A 23926-nucleotide genomic window follows, 5' to 3' on the forward strand; every position below is an offset into this window, starting at 1 on the left:
GTATCACTGTATCACTCTGCATGCTCGTTTTCCATCAAAAAAAATAGATAATTCGCATAAAAATACAGTTAGTTGAATACAACAGTTTTATTATTATGCACGATTACACGATCTTCAATATGCCATTTCACAGCTCTTGCGAGAACGACCCGTTCAATTGTCCGACCGATTCTTTTCAAATCATCGACGTTGTCACGGTGGCTGACGCGTTGAACATCCTGCTCGATAATCGGCCCGCCGTCTAATTCTTCTGTTACATAATGCGCTGTCGCGCCGATAATTTTTACGCCGCGTGTATATGCCTGCGCATAAGGCTTGCCCCCAACGAAAGCGGGTAGGAATGAGTGGTGAATATTAATGATCCGATTTGGAAATTGTTCAATGAACTTAGGCGAAATGATTTGCATGTAACGCGCCAATACAATGATATCCGCTTTATCTGCAACAACTTCCATTTGCTTGCGCTCGGCTTCTTCTTTTGTAGTCGCTGTAACTGGGATATGGTAATACGGAATGCCAAAGGATTCGACCAGTTCGCGCATATCAGGGTGGTTGCTTATAACCATTGAAATGTCGGCATCAAGATCCCCTGCCTTCCACTGCCAAAGCAGCTCTAGCAAGCAGTGATCCTCTTTCGAAACGAACACAGCAAGACGTTTCTTGCGGCTGGCACGGAATGTATGCCATTTCATATCAAATCGATCGGCTACTCTGGTGAAGTCCTCCATAAGAAGTGGAAGCTCCTTGTCCAGATCAACTAGATCAAATTCAAAACGGATGAAAAACATTCCGCCTTCCGGGTCCATCGTATATTGATCCGATTGAACGATGTTAGCCCCGTGCTCATATAAGAAATGAGAAACAGCAGCTACGATGCCCGGGCGGTCCGGACAAGAAATAAGCATGCGCGCACGCCCGCTCTTTCCACCTGCTTCAACGGTTATTTCAGATGGGGTGGATGGTGATGACATGGACTTCAAACTTCCTTTCGCAATGATCTATATGAATTAATGTTAACTTTAATTAAAGTCTAGCAAGCAGCTCTTTGCCGCCAAACCAAGCCGTAATACGCTGATTGATTTGTTCTTCTGTTAGTCCTGCCGGCAATGCTTCGCCTGCCATTACAAGATCGTACAGACGCTCCATCGGCTCGCGCGGATCTGCTTTTTTTGCTTTTGCGTCATTTTTTAGCAAATCCCAAGTAGAGAGTACAAAACCTCTGGAATCAATTTCTTGCTTGCCGAAGAAATGATGCAGGCGCTCCACATCTTCAAAGAAGCTTTCACCTAAGCGAGCTCTGCCATTGCCGCTCAGCAAAGCGATCTCCGCTTCATACATCGGACGTTCAGTCTTGTCTTCCTTGCCAATCCAAGGCGTTTCCAGTATAAATGGACGCCCCTTAAGGCCCTCATGTTCAACGATTCTTTGAATGGCATCGTGACCAAGCCAGCCTGCGCCAACTGGAGCATGTCTGTCTTTACCAGCACCGCGTGAGTTCTTGCTATCGTTCACGTGAACAACGGCAACGCGGTTTAATCCAACAACACGATCGAACTGCTCAAGAACGCCGTCCAGATCATGAACAAGGTCGTAACCAGCATCATGCATGTGGCAAGTATCCATACATACAGTTAACCGTTCGTTATCCTGAACTTTGTCAATAATCGCCGCAAGCTCTTCGAAGCTGCGGCCAATTTCTGTGCCTTTGCCTGCCATCGTCTCTAGGGCGATGTTAACATTCGTTTCTTTTGTGCCTGCAAGCACTTCATTCAAGCCTTCAGCTATACGAGCGATGCCATATTCTGCATCCTTGTCCGTATAGGCACCTGGATGAAGAACAATATTACGTACACCGATGTAATCGGTACGGCGAATTTCTTCTTGTAAAAAAGAAACCGCAAGCTCGTACGTAGAATCCTTATATGAGCCAAGATTCACAATATAAGGCGCGTGAACCACGATCTCATTAATACCGGATTGCTCCATAAGCGCTTTTCCTTCTTCAATATATAACGAATCGATCGGCTTCCTTCTTGTATTTTGAGGTGCGCCGGTGTAGATCATAAATGTACTTGAGCCATACGATACTGCTTCTTGTGCTGCAGTGAGCAGCCCCTTGTCCGAAAATGATACATGGGAACCTATTTTCAACATAAATATTACGCCCCTTTCGGTTGATCAAACCTTATTTTACAAGGAATGTCGAAATAAATCTAGGAATACGGTATAATTCATTATTGAGGTGAAAGACACGTATGAAAGTTGCCCCCGACTGGTTTATGTATTTTATCGTTTTTTGGGCGGTCGTCATGGTTGCGGCTATGTCGATTGGCGGATTTTTCATGTTTCGAAAATTTCTCAAGGTGCTTCCGATGCGAGACGGCAAGTCTAAGCTCGATTGGCAAAACTACTGGGTAGATCGCAGTCGCAGCATGTGGAATGATGATTCCAAAAGTTTGCTGGACGAGCTTGTTTCCCCAGTGCCAAGCGCTTTTCGTGATATAGCTAAACATTCTATCGCAGCCAAGATTGGTCAAGTGGCGATTGAACATGGCGCATCATCCGTTACGCGCGAGCATTGTATCGAAGGTTACATACGAGCAACTCCTAAACGTGATTACCGTAGTCTTGTTACTTTTCTTGACCGTCAAGGAATCGACTATACTCCCTATAAGCATCTACTTAATAAATAAGTTTAAGCCGCATCAGTGCGGCTTAAACTTATTTATATTTAATCATCAATTAATGCCCCCCTTAAATACATGCTTCATACTCGTATTTTATGGTTATATATAAAAATGTAACCTAATACTCATCTATTTCGTTATTAATTACAGGAGGTGGTTCTCATGATGAACTCATCGAAGCGAAGAAGAAACAAAAAAGCAGCTACAGCAGGAGCCGTTCTTCTCGCTGTTATGCTCGCAACATCCGCATGTGGCGGTGGCAATACTAATGCAGGAAACGAACAGCAAGGCAGTCCAACCGACGGACCAGTTATTACTCAGTTGCCAGAAGATAATGGTGTCATTGATCCTGATCTTTCTTCACCGGAACCGACAGATACTGCAACAAACAATAACGGTACGATCGAGGATCCAGCAGCGCCAAACAAAGTGAATGAAGGTATTTATAGCGGTCTAAGCGACTCGCACTCTATAGAAATAGAAACAGCTGCCGGTGCAATTGCACTTCAAGTAACAGATGACCAAAAAAGCACGTTAGAAGCATTACCGGACGATGCTAAAGTGAAATTTGAGTATTCGGAAAAAGCCATTGAAGGTGAAGCGACCCTCAAACAAAATTGGTTAGTTAAAATTGAAGAAATAAAGTAATCAATGAACTGAAGTAATGGGTGAATTGAAGGAGCGAACGAGGATGCGGGTTGCAATAGCTGGAGGAACTGGGTTTATCGGAAGTGCGCTTACCAAGGCTTTGCTTGAGAGAAATGATGAGGTATGGATTATTTCCAGAACTAGTTCTAAAAATCAATCCAATCGCACTGGGTTTAACCAATTAACTTGGGATGAACTCGAAGTTGCTCCTGCTTTGCTGGAAGGCATAGATGCCATAGTCAATCTCACAGGTGAATCCATTAATCAAAGATGGAATCAAGCTGCCAAGAAGCGTGTCATGGACTCAAGACTAACAGCAGCCGCCCGCATCTCAAAGCTTGTACAATCGCTCGAGCACAAGCCGCCGCTTGTCATTAATGCATCCGGCATTTCTGCGTATGGCATATCAGCAGACGGTATTTTTGATGAATCAAGCCCGACTAAAGTTACCGATTTTTTATCCGAAGTCGTTCAGAAATGGGAACAGGCCGCAGACAGCATACCAGCTGAGCGGCTTGTTAAGCTTCGTGTGGGCGTTGTTCTAGACAAAAAGGAAGGCGCTTTTCCTTTAATGGCTATGCCTTATCGCTTGTTCGGCGGAGGTAAGATCGGCAGCGGCAAACAATGGCTGTCTTGGATTCATCTCGAGGATATGATTCGGCTAATCCTATTTATTTTGGACAACAACTTTATTGATGGACCCATCAATGCTTCTTCACCTGAACCTGTAACAAATGATTCATTTGGTCGAGCCATTGGCAAAGCAATGGGCCGGCCTCATTGGTTCCCGGTTCCAGCTTTTGTGATGCGAACTTTATTTGGTGAAATGTCCACACTTCTATTAGACGGACAGCGAGCTTTGCCAAGCAGAGCGCTTGAAAACGGGTTTGTGTTCCGCTATCCAACGGTAAATAGTGCAATGGAAGAACTTGTAGGACAAGGTTAGCTTCATTTCTTATTCCGATTTCAGCACATACGCTGGTCCTTGCTCGCCTGCAAGATGGATGACATCTCCTATCGATAGCTTATAGCTTTTATAAGGGATCATCATTTGTCCATTTAGCAGGCTTCCATTCCGGGAACCTAAGTCTTTCGCTTTATATTCACCCTCTAAGATTTCAATTTCCAAATGAAGCCGCGATATACCGCTTGCCCCCTCTGCATAACTTACCTGCTCTCCCGAACGCCCAATTTTAAAGCTTCCTTCTTGTAATTCTATCCTGTTCTCCTGACTCTTCCACCTCCTTTGGAGCCATACTGACGATTCACCTAAACCCTCCAATGACTGATTATTTCCTAGCAATACTGTTGGTTCTGCTATATGAGAAACGGGATTTGCTGCAACAACATGCAGCGAGGCCGCCGACTGAGACTCGAATAATTCGCTCTGATCCTCTGGCGGTTTAATAGCTGGCGCCTCGACAGAATCATCATTTGCATGAGCACGATTAAGCCCTGGAAATAGTCCAGAGTGGAACGATGACTCTTCTATCATTTTTTCCGATTCGTCGTAGTCTGCTTCGTCATTTGTTTTCTTTTTCCAAACTAGCATAACGGCTGCTAATAACAGCAAGGAAATGCCCGAGCTGATCAATAAGCTCTGCCTACCAGCAGCTTCAAAATAAACAAATCGCCAAACACATGCAAGTGCTACGACAATAATTGCTGTTCCGATCCATTTTTTCTTTGTTTCCGGTTCATCGTCTTCCCTATCCAAAGGGTCAGCATACTGTTTTGAAAATAATTCATGATCCTTAAACTCTTCCATTATAGGGGCGGAGTATGAACGCAATGAAGGGTTTGGTATTTGAACCCGCCCTTTTTCATCGCTATTCGTCAACTCAGATCGCTGCTGCCAATCTAATAGTGGATTTTTTTGCGTTGGAGCAGGTTTTGCTGCTTGCTGCATCTCCGGCTTCTCTATTGCCTCGTATCGCTGGTTCGATGAAGATGAAGCTTCCCCTATGAGTTCCAACAGCGTCGCCCGCAGCTCTTCAAGAGGCCATCTCTTGCCGAAATGCTGAAGCACACGCTTTAATCCTTCCCCATCAATGCGGTCTACATAAGAGGTGAAACGCACAATTAACGCCAAGAGATCGCCCGCTCCTTTTGTTTGTTCAGCAGTCCCCTCCATTATTGGAATATAAGCAAGCCGTATATCATGAAGCTTTTCTCCAATAAAAATATATTGTTCATCAAGCAGACAGCCCTCTGGCCGCAGCATATAATGCCTGCATTCGAATAACGCATCCGCAACGCCTAATATTAGCATGTAGTATTGCTCCATCGAGAGCTGCTGTTGCTGCAGCCTGTGCAAAAGCATTCTCATTCCTGAAAGCTTGTATCGGAATGTAACCTTGCTATCCAGCTCGAACCAATCAATAGGCAGCAGATAGGGAATTCGTTCGCTATGAAGCATATGAAGCTCAATTTCATCAAGTTCGCTTCTATACAAGCCACTCTCTCGATCAATAATCATCTCATGCGACTGATCCATAGCAAAATCAATCCGAAAGCTTTTCATTTCTCAAATTCCCCCCTTGTAACATGAAAACTTAGCTGAAAATGGACCATACGGTAACAGCAGCGGGTGCAACCGCCAACATAAACGGAAATTTTTTGCCTGATTCCGCCCATTGCAGCCACTGAAGCTTCCTATACCCTGCCACTGGCACGACAAATGCGGTTACATCAGCAGCCATTCTTTTCCCGAATGCACGATTTACAATGACAAGAAACACGCCAATTGCACCAGCATATAAGATGGCATAAAACATCATCTGCAACACCAACCATACTCCCACCCAAGCTCCCAATGCGCCAAACAGCTTTACGTCGCCAGCACCTATTCCTCGGGCAAGATGAAGCAGCAGCAAAGGAATAAATCCGGTTAAAGCGCCAACTGCTGCAATTGCAGCTCCTTCCAAACCGCTGATAGCAGTATGATAAATAAATGCAGCGGAGAAAAAAGTCACAGTCAGCCAATTCGGTATAATTTGAGCCTTTAAATCCGTATAGAGAGCAATCATTAAAAACACTGCAACAACAGCTATTACAATAAACTCCATGGCGACTCCCCTCCAAGGCGGCTAAGTCTTTCCTTACTTTCTATCGCTGCTCTTCTCAACGACAAAATGCATCGACACTTGATTGTTTTCCTTATTCACCTCTGAAGCTTTAAGCTCCCATGTGCCAGGAGTTGTATTTCCGGATACATGCCAGGTCCATTTGATATAGCCATCTGGATCGGCAACTGCTTCACCAAGATGTTTCGCTTTGCTTGAGCCGCTTTTATAAGTAACACCCAAAGAAATCGCAGCACCCGGCAGCGTTTTCACTGTAACGGCAGCTTTCTTGCCAGGTCGGAGCGGATTTGGCTCAATAGAAACGATTTGTATCGGAATGTTTTCTTGATCATTTTTGTTTTCACCATATCTTGCTGGTGCGGCGTCACTTATCCAAACACGTTCGGAGGCTTGCTCTTTAAGGACAATCGGTTTACCGTAAAAAGGCAGCTTTAACGGAAAGTCATATTCCACCTCGATAGCTAGATTCGGCTCATGCTCTTTATTTAGATCCGGAAGCGATAACCAGCTCAGCCTTATCTTCTGGGGATCAATAATGGCTGCATCAGAAAGTTCACTTATTAACGGCTGAATAACAGATCTGCCTATTTCAGTAGCGGCCATATTTTGAATCGGACGAAAATCTCCTCGCAATGTAGATGAAACCAAAGCTCCTGCGGGTGAAGGCAGCCATTCAGCCGCTTCTGCGGCAATCTCACTCCATGAAGATAAAGGAATATTTCCTTTGGAAGGCAGCGGAACGACGGCTGATGCCTGCTGCCAAGCAAGTTCTACTGGATAGATATGTGCCGCCATTTGCCTTACGGTCTGAGAAGCAGCAGAATGCAGTGCCAACTGTACCGCACATAAACGAATGAGCATGACGAAGACTAGCAGCACAACAATAACCATAGGCATAACTAATGCAGCTTCTACGACTATCGAACCTTGTTCCTGCTTAAGGCGTCGACATTTAATAAGACCAGCCCATCGTTTGTGTCGTTTCATAACGGTTGCCTACAACCTTTCCTTCCAGAAGTCCGACTGCTCCCAGCGTCCGAATTAATCCGGGTATGAACCAAAGCTCCATCGAAACGGCTGCTTCTCCTGTCACTCCGCTCGGGACTGCAGAGAGAATCGTCCCACTGTTTAGTTCGATGGCTGCAATCATCCGGGCCAGACTTGCCCCATCATCGGCACCATGCATCAGTATAAAAAGACGTAAATAATCCGTATATGAAAGCTCTACTTTTATGTATTTGGAAAGTGGGGCAGACCCTCGTTCAGTGAAAGCAAGCATATCCTCGATCGATTTCTCTAATCCATAAATAAGCGCAGCTGATAAGATAAGCAATGGATGGCCTAATGATTTGCTTTCAAGCAGCCCCTCCATCGTTCTCACAGCCAGTCGAGCCGCAAATAATTCACCATATGCAGCAGCTATATTCCCTACTGGATTGTTGAAGCCATAAATAATATATTCCGCTTCCTGATTATGAAATGAAATGGCATGTGACAACTCTGAAATTTCTCCTCCAGTCATCATCGAACGTAAATGCTGAGGAGCAAAAGAAGTGAAGCGTTGAATAACGTATTCACCAAAGTATAATGAATCTCTCGTTTTCTCTAGCATCCCGGCCATACCTGAGAACAATCCACCCATAAGCGTATTAGACTGCTCTGCTGCCATATGCGCATCACTTGCCTTCTCCATGTCGACAGTCTCTATTGCTACATCAGTCTGCTCATTGAATAATAGGTTATCGTTATAACGAAGCTGTACCTGTTCGAACACCTTTTGATGTTCTTCCATTTGCGGGATACTTGTCAGTCCATGCAGCAAGCTGCGTGCCTGATTCCAGAGAGAACCGGCTTGCTCCTTTTGCTGTTTAAGCTGTTTCGATATCTGACCCTGATCGAGTGCTTTCTGTCGATCAACGATGATACTAGCAGGTCGAATATATTTCTGTTCATATGCCCCATAAGCAAGACGCAGGCTTGTGACGCTTTCAAGCAATGTATCAGCAGTTATGCTCTTAACAGGCTTAACTATAGAGGCAAGGCTGCTGGACTGATATGCCCCTGCTTCCATATCGATTGAAGCAGCAGACGAGCCCTGCGCCTCCACCTCCTGACGGTACTCCGTGAACCATCCATCCGTCTTTACAAGCTCATCCGCAGCTTTCCTTACCTGCTCAATGTCGGAAGCAGCATCAGCGGGAACCTGATGCTGTTCAGTATTTGTTGCCTTATGCTTGGACACCGTATCATATCCACTATGCTGAGGCTGTTGATTAGCTTGTTGAACAATTCTCAGCATATCGTCATTAAATGCTCTTGCAGCTTCCAGCTCCTGTATTGCTTCTCCCTGAAGCTTCACATGCTGTCTATGTATTTCATCACTCACTTTGCGCAGCTCCATAGCAAAAGCTCTCACTTTCTCCTCGTATGCTTCTATTTCAGCTGTATACATTATTTTCTGCCCGGCAGTTAACGATTGATTATATATAACTTTGGCTGCATATGAGCTGTATTCCCCCGCAATGCTCAGAGCAGAATTCCCCTCTATTGCTACTACATCTGGCTGGACAGGAATTAACATAGAAATACTGCTTCCACTTATCGTCGAAGCCATCTGCTTTTGCAATTGAAGTACATTCGCTAGATGAATTTCCCGTTTCTCATAAAGCTTCCGCATACTCTCCAGCAAACTTATTGCAATCGATGCCTCCTTCATTGCACCTGCCATAGGTACAAACCTTGCTGCGAGATCCAATGTAAAATCTACTGGCGCCTTATACTTCATTTCTTCGAGCACCTGTCTTGAGAATACATTATGGCTGCCTAGAAACGTCGCTGCGTGCAGTGCGGCAGCATCTGACTTAGCGCGAACCAGCTTTATCCCTGATCGACCCGAGTCATCTGCTGTTTCTGTATTCGCCGTCATCATTTCCTCGAATATGATTTGACCGTCTGTACCACCACGGCCGAATAAACCATATCGCTCATATAGAACAGCATCATAAGCAGAGAGTACAGATCTTACGCTTGACCTTACAGCATCCTCTGTTAACTTATGCAGAGCCGCAATTCGGGCATAATCAATAAGCAAAGAGAAAAACAAAAGCAGCGAGGATAAAACAATAACCGAAAACACGGTCACTGCCCCATTTTCTCGAAAGAAAAGCTTGCAAACAAACTGCCGATAACGATGCTTCAAATCTTTTTTTATGCTCACTGCTGCCTGCACCTCCATCGGAACCTTTCAAGCCTTATCTGTTCCGCTACATTATGGCTTTGTCGCCTTCCCCTTACCTTTATAAGTATCCAGCACTTGACCAGCCTGAGACTTTGCTTGCCCCGCTCCTCCAGCCCGATTTGCAAACCTTGATGAATAATAGCGTACGAGATTAACACTCCGAATAAACTCAGTTGGATCAACAACCGTGGAAGAGGCTGCACTTTTGGGTTCACGCTTCAACCAGCTTTTCTCAATGGATTCAGCCGATAAAGGCTCCTTCAGTTTGACTTTGATCACTCTTCTCAGAATGCTGCTTGAATAGCTGATTTCTCCTTCGTATGTTAGGCCTGCTTGTCCCAACCATCTAGCAGACTGCTCTATTTTCCGAATAGCTAAAGCATTCTTTTCTCCATCACCCGTCTCTGCAAGTGGGAGCACGACTTTCGCTGCATCATTTTCTCCTCTCAGTCCAAACAAGCTGCTGAGCACGCCATCCTCGCCAATACGCCAATATAAACCATCATAACTTGGCTCATTGAGCATGCCACTTCTTGCATCTCGATTACTGTTATCCCAGCTGAAAGCCGCACGCTCTGCTGTTGAAGACGCTGCATAATAGACAATGACCTTCTCGTACATGTACATTCCAAATAAAATAAACAACAATATAAGCCCGAACAGCATTGGAAATACGATCGTAGACTCCAGCGTAAAGCTGCCTTGCTCCTTCTTAAGCAAGCGAAGCAGCCCTGCATTTATTCGCAATCTGTTCAAAAGCCTCACCCGCTAACTGAAAATTTTGTCCGCCTCGTCATCTGCTTTGCCCATCAAGCGCTCAATCAGCTCAATAATCCAGTCTTTAAACAACAGTGCAATAATGATGACAACCGCAATAATCAAAATAATTTCAAGCGTCCCTAAACCATCCTCCTCTTTCCAAAATGAACGTAGCGATTGGCTTATTTTTCTCATCCTTCATCTTCCTCCCTAATTTAAGTTAAGACATGAGCAGTACTGCGGGTGCAGCTACCAAAATCATGAGTACTAACAAAATACCTACAAGCGGAAATACAAGCTTTGAGGAGGCTTGCTCCCCGCGCGATCTAGCGATTGCCTTGCGCTTCTCCCATAAAGTGTAAGAGAGCTCTCGCAATGCAAGAATAAAATGCTCTCCACCGCGGCGATAATTCAATAAGAGCACCGTTGTAAAGATCGAAACCTCCTGCACCGCACATCTTCTATTAAACCGCTCCATTACCGTACTGAACGATTGACCGTTGCGAAGCATAGATACCGTCTCTCCCCATTCCTTGTAGAGAGGATGCTCGGTAGCCTCCTTTCCCTCCAAGCATCTTGCTAGCGCTTGCTGTACTGTCTCACCGGCACCGACCAGCAGCATTAACTTGCTGAGCATAACGGGGAGCTCCATAATGATTTGCTGCTTTCGTTCCTCAACTTGCCGCCTTGCATCTACGAAAGGGCGTATCGTTAGCACGATGCTGAACACTACCCCCATGACTAACAGTGTAGGCTCCTGTCCAAGTAAACTCATCCAAGCACAACCTGTTAAAGCAGCATATCCCGTACCTAGAGCAGCAGTTGCTTCACCTTTTGTCCGCTCGATTGACCAGCTGCTATCCTTCAATAAGAGGAGCTTCATATGGTAGCTGCCCATAGGCAGATGCAGCGTATCAAAAAGCTTGAACCGTTCTATCACACGCATAAAAGGGTCAATCAAACTTAGCTGCATAAGCTGCTGCCGCGTTTGGTCATTCGTTTGTTTTCTACCCATTAGCTGACGCCATATGGCATACAATGCTCCTTTTCCTGCCAAGTACACCCAAATCACCGTTAAAGTAACCGGTGCAATTGCCGCGAGCATGCTTTGTCCCCTTTCATCTTACATTCGGATACTCATCATCTTTGCCATCAACCAAAAGCAGAGAAGCAAAAGCAGCAGCGCTCCCGTCAATAGCAAATATCCGATTCCTCCATATAAAGGAGCCATATAGTCGGGTGCAGCTAAGCTTAAAAACGCTAAAAAAACAAAAGGCACCGCCATCATAATTCGACCTTCGAATTTTTTTTGAGCAACCATAACTGCAATTTCCTGCTCAATTTCTAGTTTCTCTCCAATGATGATCGAGGTTTGTTTCATCACCTCAAGCAAATCTCCTCCAGAGCGCTTGCAAGCAGCTAATGCATCAACGAACTGAGTAATCTCATCAATTCCTGCACGATTAGCAAAGTTGCGCAGCGCATATTCTAAGGGCTCGCCGTTATCTAGACGAAAGTGAATGATTTGAAACTCCAGCAGCAGCTCCGTTCGAGCATCAGGGTAAATTAGCTTCAAATCATCGTGAGTAGATAAAAATGCATTTTCAAGAGAGCGCCCTGCTGCAAGCGAGGATGTCAGTGAAAATAAAGCTTCTTTAAATTGCAGCTTCAGTCTCTCCTTGCGCTGTTCCAGAAGAAATTTTCGTCTAATTCTAGGAGCGAGTATACCGAAGCTTGCCGCTGCAAATGAAAGGAACACAGAATGATAAAATAAAAAGACAGCACCATAGAAAATCACAGCTGCGATTAAGGACGTAGTGATAAACTGGTTTCGTTTAAGTGGGTATTGTTCATAATTGGTAAGGGTTCGGCCAGCTCGAAGATTCGCTAGCGTCGCATCGCTTTCCCAGCCGCACCATAAGAGCATTCTCTCTATCCGTCCCCCATGCTGACGATGAAGGCTGCTGCTTTTATTCACGCCGCTTGAATTGTTCATATCGCCACTCCTTCGACCGTTCTTTTCCCAGCAAGCGTCAATTTGTCCATTCTCATTACCGGATTCGCTGTACGTTTTAGCCCGCCAAGCACTCTGCCATTCCGCTCTCCCTCCTCCTCAAAAATAAACAGTGGATTAAGCAATATTTCTCCATCTTCAACGCCAATGACCTCGCATATCTCCGTCACTTTGCGGGTGCGATCACGGAATCTTGATAGATGGATAACAATATCGATGGCTGAGGCGATTTGCTGGCGAATAACGATCACTGGCAATTCTGCTGCACTTAGCACCATCGACTCCAGCCGAGCCATCATATCCTTCGCGCCATTACTATGGCCCGTTGACATGCTTCCGGCATGGCCGGTATTTAATGCCTGCAGCATATCAAGAGCCTCTCCTCCCCGCACCTCACCGACGATAATGCGATTGGGACGCATCCGAAGCGAGGCACGTATGAGGTCGCGAATCGTAATCTCCCCTTTCCCCTCCGTATTCGCATTGCGCGTTTCCATCGCTACTAAGTTAGGAATGGAGCGAATTTGCAGCTCAGCAGAATCCTCGATCGTAACAATCCGCTCATCCGGCTGGATAAACTGCGACAATGCATTTAAAAAAGTTGTTTTGCCTGTTCCTGTTCCGCCGCTAATAAACATATTGTATTGAGCCCCGACGAGCTCTTTCAAAAACGATGCCGCTTCTTGCGAGAGCGAATGGAAGGCTACTAGCTCCTCCATCGTTAGAGGCTGATCTGGGAACTTCCGAATGGTCATGCATGGTCCTTTGAGCGCAACCGGCGGCAATACAACATGTACCCTAGAGCCATCCTTCAGACGGGCGTCAACAATTGGCGTAGATTCGTTAACGACACGATTCACACTCGCAACAACAGTCTGGATCAGATCCTCGAGCCGTTCTCTGCTTTCAAAAGAAACCGGCAATAGTGTCATTCGCCCTCTTCGTTCCACAAATATTTCCGCATGATGATTAATCATAATTTCACTAATGGAGGCATCCTCCATGAGCGGCTGCAAAATATCAAGACCTCGAAACGAATGGAACAGCCTCCGTACAAGCTTCACTTTCTCGGTTGCGGTAAGAGGATGAAGATCGCACCATTCGAAAACGATTTCTTCTGCTATTCTCATCAGGCTATCATCTGACAGTGATCCGCTAAAATCAATTTTGGCTCGTACCTTGTTGCGCAGCTCAAGCACCGTTTCATCGCTCAGCAATTGATCCGCCTCCTTCCATATAAAGCTGCTTGAATAATTGATCTGCAGCTGCTCGGTATAACGGCGATGACAGCAGAGCAACATGGCTTGCTCCTCGCCATTCTGGAATTTCCGGCAGCCCCACCTTAGCGCATGCCATGCCATCAATCTCGTTATGAACGGTTTGCTTCGGATTAACCACATGGTTTTTTACGCATTTGAATTTATTGGACAAAGAGCTAAAGCGATCACTCCACTTTTGCGCTCCATAACGCAGGGCCATTTTTTGTTTATCCCTCACAGACGGATTATCGCTTGCAACCCAAAGCACATGATTTGATCGTTCAAAAATAGCAAGGTGCAGCTCATCCAGACCGCCCTCCAAATCAACAATAATGAGATCATACTGCCCGCTTCGAGCAATCGTACTCACTATTCCCGCCGCATCTTCCTCATTAAGCGTCAATCTATCCTCCAAATTGGTGCACGGGGCTAAATAATCACCCTTAAGCTGCGAATCCCGTTTTCGATGCTCCATAAGCCAATTGACCGACTGCCCCGGCTGTGCCTTGAGTCCATAAAGCAGTTCTGACAACCCCTCCTCTCTCACCCCTCCTTCACTGAGGCCATCTGTATATTGCTGGTTGTGCAGCCAAGCTTCAGAAGAGTTCCACCGCTCAAGGTTCAGATAAAAGGTACGACATTGATGCACACTTGCAGCATGTACCAAATGCAGCGCCAAAGCCGTCTTCCCAACTCCCCCCGATGCCGAATAAACAGATATAATATTCATGCCAGACGGCCTCTCGTAAGCGCCTGACGAAGAGGCCGCATGTCCTATCGCTTGGGAATGAATCTCCGAAAAACGCTTCAGCAGCTGGGGAATGGGTTGATATTGCAAAAGCTCATGCTTCTCCTTGCTCTCTCCCAGCTGTAGTACTAGAGCAATTACAGGAATACCCGCTTGCTCTGCATCCATTTCTGCAAGCAGCTCAGGCTGAGCAGCCACTAAGTCAATCTTGTAGCCTTGCTTCACATAGAGCTTCCAAGAATCTGCGTGCGTGAACGCGATAATCTGCCATTGCTCGCCAAGCTTGCTGCCTTGCATATAATCAGCCAGCCGCTTCAAGTATTCCGGCTCTCTTACCGCCACAGCAAGTTGATATTTATTCAGCCCCTTCACCTTCCTTCCGCTTAGAAAACACAAAAAAAGCACCGTAGAAGGCGCAGATATCTGCGTCCTTATACGGTGCTTCCGTGTTTGATCATTAACTTTGTTTAAAATTTACCATACCCATATTCCATTCGTCAACTAAGGAATTTTCTGCTGTTTATCTTATTTCTTTAACTTACAATTCCGTTGACTATTGGAAAAAGTTTTTGATCTCGCGCTCTGCGCTTTCGATAGAGTCAGATCCATGAATAATATTGCTAGCTACATCGATTGCAAAATCTCCACGGATTGTACCTGCAAGGGCTTCAGATGGATTCGTTGCGCCAATAAGACTCCTTGCGTTTTTAATAGCGTCTTTGCCTTCCCATATCATAGCAAATACAGGCCCCGAAACGATAAAATCGACCAACTCGTCAAAAAACACTTTTGAGCGCAAATGCTCATAATGTGTCTCGGCTTGCTCTCTTGAAAGGCGCATTACCCTTGCATCTACTAGTTTAAAGCCCTTCTCTTCAAATCGAGCAACAATACGACCTACTAAACCACGCGCGTAACCATCTGGCTTTACCATTACAAACGTTTTATCCATGTTGAATCCCCCTTTGTCTCTATCGGTATAGCCATTTATTTGTTAAGCCATTCAGTAATAATACCTGCAGTCTCTTCAATAGCACGATTTGTAACATCTATAACAGGACAATTCAATGATTTCATGACGGACTCTGCATAATCAAGCTCTTCTTGAATACGCTCGGTTGTCGCATACTGCGCAGATGCCGGAAGTCCCAGCGTCTTAAGCCGTTCAGAGCGGATCTCCAGAAGATGCTCAGCTTGCATCGTTAAACCTATAATGAGCCTGCCAGGTGCAGGCTTCAATTCTTCGGGAGGATTAACCTCGGGCATTAACGGCAGGTTAGCCGTCTTAATTCCTTTATGGGACAAAAAGATGCTCAGCGGCGTCTTCGACGTTCGAGATACGCCAATCAGGACGACCTGCGCTTGTACAAATCCTCGAGCATCCTTGCCGTCATCATATTTCACAGCGAACTCAATAGCATCCATCCGGCGATGGTAAGCATCGTCAATGGAGTGCAGCAGCCCCGGCTCACGCTTCGGGAAACTCCCAAACGTATCAACGTATGCTTGCATCATCGGTCCCATGACATCAACAGCTCTAACTCCAGCTCTAAAAGCCTCTTCCTTCATTTGCTCCCGAAGCTCCGGCTGGACGAGCGTGTAGCTTATAAAACCGCCAGTACTAGCGGCCTCAGCCACGATACGAATAATTTCATCCTCGGATTTAATATGGCCGTAACGCTTTATTTTCACTTGTTCTGAGGAGAATTGACGTAAAGTCGCCTTTGCAACTGCTTCCGCCGTTTCTCCAACAGCATCGGAGCATACATAAATGATCTGCTGTTTCATAACTCTGGCTCCCCCAATTTCCCATCCATCGCGATGTCCGCCATAAGACGTATAATGTTCGACTTCGATACCCAGCCAGTAACCTCTGGATCAGTCACCTGATCCTCGCGCGGAATGATAACTGGTAAACAATCTACTTGATGAAGCGACATTTTGCGAATCGCTTCCATCACAGATTCGTCGGGCATTAGCGTCACAATATTAGGATAACGGGTCATCACCATACTGATAGGAATAGATGCAGCACCAGCGTTGCCAAGCGTTATTTTCAGCAAATCCTTCGGTGTTACGATTCCTACAAAACGTTTCTGCTCATTAACGATCAGAAGAGTATCTGCATTTTCAGTAAATAACGTAATAACAGCGTCATGCACGGACAACGAGTCCGGAACATTAACGGGAACACCTTGTACTTCTCTCACCTTCATATTGTTCAATTGCTGCAAAGGCTCGCTGCTTGAGCGATAGGTGTTGCCTAGAAAATAACCAACTTTGGGCTTCGCATCAAGCAATCCAAGCATGACGAGAAGTGATAAGTCCGAGCGTAGTGTGGGCCTGCTGACACCTAGAGATTCTGCCAACTGCTCACCTGTAATCGGCGCATGCCTCTTCACAAGCTCAAGAAGCTCCAATTGCCGCGAAGATAATTGAATCGCACTCTCCCCCGTCCTCTATATGAGTCATACTTGTATTATATAGTACTATTATTTAAAAATAATATATCATATTAATAATTAATGTACAATATATGGTCGTCCTACTCGTTAAAAATAACTTTATATAACGCTTGTGTACCGCTATTTTCTTCACCAAGTGAAATAAGTTGCTCATATAAAGAACGAGCTAACGCTAGTCCTGGCAAAGGAAGACCCATCTCATCAGCTGACTCGATGGCGATTTTAATATCTTTCACAAAATGTTTTACGTAAAAGCCCGGAGCAAAATCTCCATTGATAATGCGTTGTCCTAGATTGGACAAGGACCAGCTTCCCGCAGCACCGGCTTCAATGCTTTTCAATACTTTGCTAGGTTCGAGCCCCGCTTTTTTGGCATAGGCAAGAGCTTCGCTCACGCCAATCATATTGGATGCAATCGCGATTTGATTACACATCTTAGTGAATTGACCCGCCCCTGCTTCACCTTGATGAACGATGTTTTTACCTATGAGCATAAATAATGGCAATATCGCATCATAGGCTTGCTCCGAGCCTCCAACCATGATTGACAGTCTAGCCTCCTTCGCGCCTACATCGCCGCCAGAGACTGGGGCATCCAGCGCCATAAGCCCTCTTGTGCCAGCCTCTGCTTCTATGCGTTTGGCAAGAGCAGGACTTGAGGTAGTCATATCAATAAGCACTGCACTGGACCTAGCATTTTGCAATAAACCATCAGCTCCAAAATAAACCTCTTCCACGTCGGCCGGATAACCTAGCATCGTAATAATAATATCCGATTGCTCCGCAACCAACTTCGGCGAATCCTGCCAAACAGCCCCCTTTGATACCAAGAGGTCTGCTCTTGATTTCGTTCGGTTAAACACATTCACTTCATATCCGTGATCAAGCAAATGGCCCGCCATGCTTGCGCCCATAATACCCGTTCCAATAAATCCGACAACTTTTTTGTTTGCTTGCTCTTTCAATTTCATTCCGCCTCTCTGTGTTTCTCAATAATCGAACATAATCTTATTATAATATAATCTGCCTCGCTTCCCGCAAATCAAAGAAATGCACTCCTGTTTTACAGAAGTTTTTGCAGTAGCTAGAATACTATCCATCCCAATTCCATATAAAAAAAGCCGTAGACCAATGGTTTCCCATGCCTACGGCTACTGCTAATGCTACTACAGCACTTCTGAAGAAGCGCTTTACTTGTTTGTCATTTCGATGAACTGATCTACATCAACAGCTGTCAATGCAACCGCCTCGCGCCAGAAGTCCATCTCTTCCACATTTACGCCAAGATGCTCTTTTGCAAGCTGCTCTACGGTCATGCGGCCAGTGTCACGAAGCAATGCAACATACTTGTCTTTGAAATCTGAACCTTCCTTCAGTGCCCTTGCATAAATACCCGCGCTGAATAGATAGCCGAATGTATAAGGGAAGTTGTAGAAAGGAACATCCGTTAAGTAAAAATGTAGCTTCGATGCCCAGAAATGAGGATGCACCTCACCTAGCGTATCGCAATAAGCTTCCCGCTGTGCATCTTCCATTAAGGAATTAAGCTCTTCAACGGATACTAAACCTTCGCTGCGACGCGCATAGAAACGAGTCTCGAATAAAAAGCGCGCATGAATGTTCATAAAAAATGCAACAGACCGCTGAATTTTATCTTCAAGCAATCCAAGCTTCTCCTCGTCCTCCGTTGCTGTTTTAAGTGCTTGATCCGAAACGATCAGCTCTGCAAACGTCGAAGCGGTCTCAGCTACATTCATCGCATATTCTTGCGACAACGCTGGCAGATCGTTCATGACATGCTGATGGTAAGCATGACCCAGCTCATGCGCAAGCGTCGAAATATTCGAAGCCGTACCTGAATACGTCATGAATACACGAGTTTGACCACTCTTTGGAAAAGCGGTGCAGAAGCCGCCTGGACGCTTCCCTGGACGATCCTCAGCCTCAATCCAGCCATCTTTGAAGGCAAGCTCCGAGAATTCCGCCAGATCGGGACTAAACGTCTTGAACTGCTCGATTATAAAAGCTGCCGCTTCGTCATAAGGAATTGTTTTTGTCGCAGCTCCGATTGGCGCTTCTACATCATGCCAGTCCAGCTTCTCCACACCAAGCAGCTTCGCTTTACGATCTAAATAACGAACTAGCACCTGTTTGCTTTCTTGGATTGCAGACCACATCGCTTGCAGTGTAGCTTCGCTCATCCGGTTCATTTGCAGCGGCTCCTGCAGCACCGAATCCCAGCCGCGCTTGTCGTACAGCTTTAAACGAAAGCCTGAAATTCGGTTTAACGTCTCTGCACATAAATCCGCCTGCTCTGCCCATTCCCTCTCCCACTCTGTGAATGCAGCCTTCCGAACATTGCGGTCTCCATCGGATAAGCGGTTATGCATTTGACCAGCGGATAAAACTTTTTTCTCCCCGTCTTTTCCTACATCGTTAAATTTCGCTCTGGATACAATGACGTTGTAATAATCGCCCCAGCCATGGTAACCGTCTACCGCTAAATCTCCAGCCAACGCTTCCAGCTCAGGAGCCATTTTCTGCTTTGCAAGCTCGCGGCGTTCAGTTAGGCTGAACGCTACCTCAGCGAGCTGTGGGTGCGTCAGCAGCTTTTCCCATTCACTATCATCAAGACCTCGCAGTACGTTGTCAAAGCGGGTAAGCACCCCTAGAAACTTCGCAGCAAGCGTCTTTACGCGATCGCTTTGTGAGTTCGCGGCTGTGTCTCGCATATTCTGAGCCAACAAGCATGAAACAAACGACTCTGTTTCACGCAGCCTAATGATGATGCTTTGCAGCAGCTCCGTCATCGCCGCAATTTCAGAAGCTCCAATGCTTGCTTCCGTTAAAAGTGCGGCATCGAGCTTCTCAATGTCCTCATCCATGCCCTTCAGCTCCTGCAAGAACGCTGCTGAGCTTGAGCCACCCTCATAAAAAACTTCTAAATCCCAACTTTGCGGATATCCCGTATTCATTGCTCTCATCCTCTCTTCCATAAAAAAAGCCAAGATGCGGCCGCGTTTTTATTTGCGCAAACCTTCTCGGCAGTGTATAACTTAATTATATCCAGATTGGAGGAATTACACCATGTCTAAACCGTTGCAGATTTCTGCTGATACAGCTGTTAAGCTTTCCGAGCAGCTTGGCGTCCCAATAGAGCACTTAATGCATATGCCGCGCCATATATTATTGCAAAAGCTCGCCGAGCTTGCTAAGCCTAACGCTGCACCTGAGAGCGAAAACAAATCATGATTCCGTTCGAAAAAGCATGGCCTTATGACATTATTATGGGCGACCTTTATGTATCGAGCTGTCCCTTCTGCCATGCAGAAAACGTGCTGCTTCCAATAAAACCAGAAGAGCTCCAAGACATACAAGACGGTACGAAACGATTGCTCGTTTTCCCTTGCTGCCATAATAAAGTGACTATTGTTGATGCAGACCGCGATTATTTGCTGACAAACCGTGTTCTAAAAAAGGCGCTCCGCTAAGCGGAAGAAGAGACCGACTGCTTCAATAAATCTGTGCCATCGTCAGGAGAAGTGTTGCCGGATGCATGTTTCGATCTGGCTTCCATCTCCTCGCGTATAAGCTGCCACTGTTCGCGGCTCGCACGAATCATTGCAGCATCCACGATTTTTTTATCATTCACCACGCGGGAAAACCAACGTACAGCATCGTTTAATTCTCCGATACGACGATTCAGCTCCCCTATTAAAAACATTAGCTTCGCATTGTTAAGCGCAACACCCTCTGCCTCATATACACGAATATAGGCTTGAAGTGCAAACGTAAGAAATCGTTTCTCGTCTTTCTGATTGTCTTCATAACGATACAGCCAAGCAATGTGATGCAAAATACCAGCAAGCACGCGATCCTTCTCGTCAATGGCTTGGGCTGATAAAAGCGCTAGCTTGTAGCTGGCCATCGCCTTCTTCAGATCGCGCTCCCCGCCATAATCTTGATTGTTCCAATGCATTCCGATTTCATCATGATATTTCTTTTTTTGCCGATCATTCAACCGCTCCATCCCGTTCTCAGTTGAGGCAAAGCCGCAATTAGGACAAACCCGTACAACATAATAATCAGGGTTTACGTCCGTTTTATAATATCCGCAAAAGTCAGAGTCCATTCTAGCTGCTCTTTTGAAGCTTGGTCTAACGCGCGAAGTCATAAAAGTCTTTTCACAGCAAATGCATATGATTTTGGATAGGTAGAGCGGTTCCATACAATCACGTCTCCTCTTCAGATGTGTTTACAAAGTGGTGTGCAGGTCCGGATAGTCTGTTGATAACGATCTCTTGCAGCTCGTCATTTATGCCTACCTCTTGCAATGCTCTTTGCATGCAGTCAAGCCATGCGCCAGCATGTTCAGGGGTTATTGGAAAATGCATATGTCTTGCTCTCATCATTGGATGTCCATATTCATCAGAATATAAAGAAGGCCCGCCAAAAAATTGCGTCAAAAATAAATATTGTTTTTCTATAACAGGATCAATATCTTGCGGGAACAAAGGCCCAATTAACGGATGGGCTTGTACCTTAGGATAAAAAGAGTTAACAATCAGCCTTAAAGTCTCAGATCCACCTAAAGCCTCATAAAGGCTTATATTCCTATTCATCGTCAAATTCATCTCCATTGTGTAGGTATTTAGTATTATATCACAAATAAAAGTACGGACTTAACAAAAAAAAGCCCGCKGGATGCTTATCCGGGGCTCATCATATAGTGCGTATTACCCATCAACCTTCATAGTCCTCTTCCCCTGGTGCTGTAAGAGATTCTCGAATGACATAGACGAAAGCACAGACCAAGATGCCAGCGATTATACTCATACCCATCACTCCAACCGTTTCAAAGGTAATTCCATTGTACCATAAAAAAAACAGGAATCCAGCGTTTTGCAAGCGTTTTCTTTGTCAAACTTAATTATTTTTAAAGCATATCCAGTGATGGATATCCTTATTCCTACATATACGTTTAGGAGGGGTTGTACAGCATCTTATGGCATCTGCTCGGCTCCCCTTTCTAATTATTTGAGGAGGCGGTCTATCTGCTGCGAACGATCATTCATCCCTTATCTATAACCGCGCTTGGCGCAATTATAATCATGCTTTTAATGACTGTCTTTCCTACAGAAACCCTTCACTCCTCGCTCCGTGGGCTATCTATTTGGTGGGAGGTGCTTTTTCCAGCGTTGTTCCCTTTCTTCGTCATATCGGAATTGCTGCTCGGCTTCGGTATTGTACATTTTTTCGGCAAGCTGCTTGATCCGCTCATGAGACCTATATTTCGGCTTCCCGGCATCGGGGGTTTTGTCGTGACAATGGGTTACATTTCCGGTTATCCGGTAGGCGCAAAGCTAACAGCACAGCTCTTTGAGCAGCGGCTCGTTAACCGAGCAGAGGGTGAGCGGCTTGTTGCCTTTACGACTACTTCTGATCCTATTTTCCTAATTGGTGCCGTGTCCGTTGGTTTCTTCCAAAATGTAGCGATTGCTCCTATACTCGCTGCTGCGCACTACGGAGGCGGTCTTCTTATCGGTCTTCTCATGCGCTTTCACGATAGACATGCCCCTTCATCTGGAACCAAAAAAACGGTGATTGCAAGGGAGGGGTTCAGAAAACGACGGCCCTCTCGCATCTCCGAAGCACTCAAGGCGATGCATGAGGCTCGATTGCTGGATGGGCGCGGACTAGGACGGCTGCTGCAGGATTCAATTCAATCGGCGCTGCGGCTAATGATCGTCGTTGGCGGACTCGTCGTTTTTTTCTCCGTCGTGATGGAGATGCTGACGCATGCAGGCATCATTGAGGCGATGGCTGAAGCTCTGCGATTTTTGTTTGGTTTAATCGGCCTGCCTAAGCCGCTTGCAGACGCTGGGATATTCGGATTGTTCGAGGTCACATTAGGCTCTCGTTCGGCAGGTACAGCTGGTACTGGACTCATGCATCAAGCTGCAATCGCTGCTTGGGTGCTCTCTTGGGGCGGCTTATCAGTCCATGCCCAAGTAGCAAGCCTGCTCAGCAAAACAGATTTGCGCTATCGTCCTTTTTTTATAGCTAGAATGGTTCATGGTTTAATTGCAATGACTCTCGTTTACTTGTTATGGGGGTGGCTTGGGCCATGATTAGAGCCGCTCATTGAATTTAAACACAATTTCCTTTATCATCTTAAGTACTATGGAGATCGGAAGGAGATTTACTTTTGAAGTATGCGGTAATTGATCGAGGCGATGATCTATCTAAATCGTTAGCAGAAAAATTTCATAAACTAGCCGGGGAGCGAGGCTTCACTCGGAATGATGAATCACCGGAAATCGTTATATCCATCGGAGGTGACGGAACACTGCTCCTCGCTTTTCATAAATATGTAGATCAAATTACGAATGTTGCATTTGTCGGCATTCACACCGGCCATCTTGGATTTTATGCCGACTGGAAGGCAGACGAGCTTGAAGATCTCGTCGCAATGATGGCAGAGGAAACACCACGAATCGTTAGGTATCCACTTGCCGAGATTGAAGTTGAGACACCAAGCGAGACCCGTCATTACTTATCATTAAATGAATTCACATTAAAAGGCGTTGACGGAACGCTCGTCGCCCAAATCAATATAAATGATGAGATGTTTGAAATGTTCCGCGGTGACGGCATTGTCATTTCGACCCCTTCGGGAAGCACCGCGTATAACAAAAGCTTAGGTGGAGCGATTGTCCATCCATCGATAGAATCGCTGCAAATTGCGGAAATCGCTTCGATCAATAATCGTGTATATCGTACACTTGGATCATCCGTGCTGCTGCCGCAGCATCATCACTGCGATATTATCTCTAAGAAAGAGCAGCGGCTGCAGCTCGCAATTGATCACATCAGCATCATGAGCAGCGATATTCGTTCCATCCGCTGCAGTGTATCCAGCCGTAAAGTAAGCTTTGCACGATATCGGCCGTTTCCTTTCTGGAACCGAGTACGTGAAGCATTCCTTGGTTACGACGTCCGATAAGATTTGTTACCATCAT

General features: G+C 45.7%; 26 protein-coding genes. 7 read left to right on the forward strand and 19 right to left on the reverse strand.

The features are described 5' to 3' along the window. Window positions 1–68 precede the first annotated feature (68 nt). Window positions 69–971: a formyltetrahydrofolate deformylase gene (gene purU / locus AC1DPK_RS21240; RefSeq protein ID WP_339207517.1), complete on the reverse strand. Its 903-nt coding sequence runs from the start codon at window positions 969–971 to the stop codon at window positions 69–71. A gap of 52 nt (window positions 972–1023) precedes the next feature. Further along, window positions 1024–2154 carry a deoxyribonuclease IV gene (locus AC1DPK_RS21245; protein ID WP_477511550.1) on the reverse strand — a complete coding sequence of 377 codons (1131 nt, stop codon included), beginning with the start codon at window positions 2152–2154 and terminating at the stop codon, window positions 1024–1026. Window positions 2155–2255: 101 nt separating this feature from the next. Here AC1DPK_RS21245 and AC1DPK_RS21250 point away from each other — a divergent pair, with 101 nt between their 5' ends. The 3 genes from AC1DPK_RS21250 (at window position 2256) to AC1DPK_RS21260 (ending at window position 4281) form a co-directional block, all read left to right on the forward strand. Continuing rightward, window positions 2256–2693 carry a DUF2621 domain-containing protein gene (locus AC1DPK_RS21250; protein ID WP_076271042.1) on the forward strand — a complete coding sequence of 146 codons (438 nt, stop codon included), beginning with the start codon at window positions 2256–2258 and terminating at the stop codon, window positions 2691–2693. A 156-nt stretch (window positions 2694–2849) separates the two neighbouring features. Continuing rightward, window positions 2850–3335: a hypothetical protein gene (locus AC1DPK_RS21255; RefSeq protein WP_339207515.1), complete on the forward strand. Its 486-nt coding sequence runs from the start codon at window positions 2850–2852 to the stop codon at window positions 3333–3335. Between the two features lie 43 nt (window positions 3336–3378). Then, a complete protein-coding gene (locus tag AC1DPK_RS21260; RefSeq protein WP_477511551.1) occupies window positions 3379–4281 on the forward strand; it encodes a TIGR01777 family oxidoreductase in 903 nt (300 codons plus the stop codon). A gap of 9 nt (window positions 4282–4290) precedes the next feature. Here AC1DPK_RS21260 and AC1DPK_RS21265 read toward each other — a convergent pair whose 3' ends face one another. The 15 genes from AC1DPK_RS21265 to AC1DPK_RS21335 all read right to left on the reverse strand — a co-directional run bounded on the left by AC1DPK_RS21265 (window position 4291) and on the right by AC1DPK_RS21335 (window position 19879). Next, entirely contained in the window at window positions 4291–5859 is a 1569-nt protein-coding gene (locus tag AC1DPK_RS21265; RefSeq protein ID WP_477511552.1) for a DUF6382 domain-containing protein, read from the reverse strand. A 31-nt stretch (window positions 5860–5890) separates the two neighbouring features. Further along, the gene (locus AC1DPK_RS21270) at window positions 5891–6403 is read right to left on the reverse strand and encodes an A24 family peptidase (RefSeq protein WP_477511553.1); all 513 of its coding nucleotides are present in this window, start codon (window positions 6401–6403) and stop codon (window positions 5891–5893) included. A gap of 33 nt (window positions 6404–6436) precedes the next feature. Next, on the reverse strand, window positions 6437–7408 hold the full coding sequence (locus AC1DPK_RS21275; protein WP_477511554.1) for a TadE/TadG family type IV pilus assembly protein: 972 nt from the start codon (window positions 7406–7408) through the stop codon (window positions 6437–6439). Then, a complete protein-coding gene (locus tag AC1DPK_RS21280; protein ID WP_477511555.1) occupies window positions 7374–9638 on the reverse strand; it encodes a hypothetical protein in 2265 nt (754 codons plus the stop codon). Before AC1DPK_RS21280 ends, AC1DPK_RS21275 begins: the two co-directional genes overlap by 35 nt. 51 nt (window positions 9639–9689) lie before the next feature. Next, entirely contained in the window at window positions 9690–10415 is a 726-nt protein-coding gene (locus AC1DPK_RS21285) for a TadE/TadG family type IV pilus assembly protein (protein ID WP_477511556.1), read from the reverse strand. Between the two features lie 12 nt (window positions 10416–10427). Next, window positions 10428–10613, reverse strand: coding sequence for a Flp1 family type IVb pilin (locus AC1DPK_RS21290; RefSeq protein WP_441879304.1), 186 nt, complete (start codon window positions 10611–10613; stop codon window positions 10428–10430). Between the two features lie 25 nt (window positions 10614–10638). After that, window positions 10639–11523, reverse strand: coding sequence for a type II secretion system F family protein (locus AC1DPK_RS21295; RefSeq protein WP_477511557.1), 885 nt, complete (start codon window positions 11521–11523; stop codon window positions 10639–10641). An 18-nt stretch (window positions 11524–11541) separates the two neighbouring features. Continuing rightward, window positions 11542–12414 carry a type II secretion system F family protein gene (locus tag AC1DPK_RS21300; RefSeq protein ID WP_477511558.1) on the reverse strand — a complete coding sequence of 291 codons (873 nt, stop codon included), beginning with the start codon at window positions 12412–12414 and terminating at the stop codon, window positions 11542–11544. Further along, window positions 12411–13646, reverse strand: a complete 1236-nt coding sequence (locus tag AC1DPK_RS21305) for a CpaF family protein (protein WP_477511601.1) — start codon at window positions 13644–13646, stop codon at window positions 12411–12413. Before AC1DPK_RS21305 ends, AC1DPK_RS21300 begins: the two co-directional genes overlap by 4 nt. Beyond that, the gene (locus tag AC1DPK_RS21310; protein ID WP_477511559.1) at window positions 13636–14811 is read right to left on the reverse strand and encodes a P-loop NTPase family protein; all 1176 of its coding nucleotides are present in this window, start codon (window positions 14809–14811) and stop codon (window positions 13636–13638) included. Before AC1DPK_RS21310 ends, AC1DPK_RS21305 begins: the two co-directional genes overlap by 11 nt. Window positions 14812–14992: 181 nt before the next feature. Then, complete coding sequence (ndk, locus tag AC1DPK_RS21315; RefSeq protein WP_076271032.1) at window positions 14993–15391, reverse strand: nucleoside-diphosphate kinase; 399 nt, start codon at window positions 15389–15391, stop codon at window positions 14993–14995. Between the two features lie 35 nt (window positions 15392–15426). Then, window positions 15427–16227: a pyruvate, water dikinase regulatory protein gene (locus tag AC1DPK_RS21320; RefSeq protein WP_076271031.1), complete on the reverse strand. Its 801-nt coding sequence runs from the start codon at window positions 16225–16227 to the stop codon at window positions 15427–15429. Continuing rightward, window positions 16224–16859: a CBS domain-containing protein gene (locus AC1DPK_RS21325; protein WP_076271030.1), complete on the reverse strand. Its 636-nt coding sequence runs from the start codon at window positions 16857–16859 to the stop codon at window positions 16224–16226. The genes AC1DPK_RS21320 and AC1DPK_RS21325 overlap by 4 nt, the downstream gene beginning before the upstream one ends. A 125-nt stretch (window positions 16860–16984) precedes the next feature. Beyond that, window positions 16985–17869 (reverse strand): NAD(P)-dependent oxidoreductase, encoded by an 885-nt coding sequence (locus AC1DPK_RS21330; RefSeq protein WP_477511560.1) that lies wholly within the window; start codon window positions 17867–17869, stop codon window positions 16985–16987. Between the two features lie 225 nt (window positions 17870–18094). Beyond that, complete coding sequence (locus tag AC1DPK_RS21335; protein ID WP_477511561.1) at window positions 18095–19879, reverse strand: M3 family oligoendopeptidase; 1785 nt, start codon at window positions 19877–19879, stop codon at window positions 18095–18097. 112 nt (window positions 19880–19991) lie between these two features. On the opposite strand from AC1DPK_RS21335, the gene AC1DPK_RS21340 reads away from it, so the two are divergent. Next, window positions 19992–20156 carry a YycC family protein gene (locus AC1DPK_RS21340; protein ID WP_076271027.1) on the forward strand — a complete coding sequence of 55 codons (165 nt, stop codon included), beginning with the start codon at window positions 19992–19994 and terminating at the stop codon, window positions 20154–20156. Next, entirely contained in the window at window positions 20153–20395 is a 243-nt protein-coding gene (locus AC1DPK_RS21345) for a hypothetical protein (RefSeq protein WP_441879317.1), read from the forward strand. The genes AC1DPK_RS21340 and AC1DPK_RS21345 overlap by 4 nt, the downstream gene beginning before the upstream one ends. Here AC1DPK_RS21345 and AC1DPK_RS21350 read toward each other — a convergent pair. Together AC1DPK_RS21350 and AC1DPK_RS21355 are read right to left on the reverse strand one after the other, a co-directional pair. Next, window positions 20392–21132: a DUF2225 domain-containing protein gene (locus tag AC1DPK_RS21350; RefSeq protein WP_477511562.1), complete on the reverse strand. Its 741-nt coding sequence runs from the start codon at window positions 21130–21132 to the stop codon at window positions 20392–20394. The genes AC1DPK_RS21345 and AC1DPK_RS21350 overlap by 4 nt on opposite strands. A gap of 4 nt (window positions 21133–21136) precedes the next feature. Further along, a complete protein-coding gene (locus tag AC1DPK_RS21355; protein WP_076271024.1) occupies window positions 21137–21526 on the reverse strand; it encodes a globin domain-containing protein in 390 nt (129 codons plus the stop codon). A gap of 489 nt (window positions 21527–22015) precedes the next feature. On the opposite strand from AC1DPK_RS21355, the gene ylbJ reads away from it, so the two are divergent. Together ylbJ and AC1DPK_RS21365 are read left to right on the forward strand one after the other, a co-directional pair. Continuing rightward, window positions 22016–23035, forward strand: coding sequence for a sporulation integral membrane protein YlbJ (gene ylbJ, locus AC1DPK_RS21360; protein ID WP_477511563.1), 1020 nt, complete (start codon window positions 22016–22018; stop codon window positions 23033–23035). 77 nt (window positions 23036–23112) lie between these two features. Continuing rightward, a complete protein-coding gene (locus AC1DPK_RS21365) occupies window positions 23113–23910 on the forward strand; it encodes an NAD kinase (protein WP_076271022.1) in 798 nt (265 codons plus the stop codon). The last annotated feature ends 16 nt before the right edge of the window (window positions 23911–23926 follow it).

It is taken from the genome of Paenibacillus sp. 01T424 (genome assembly GCF_056398745.1).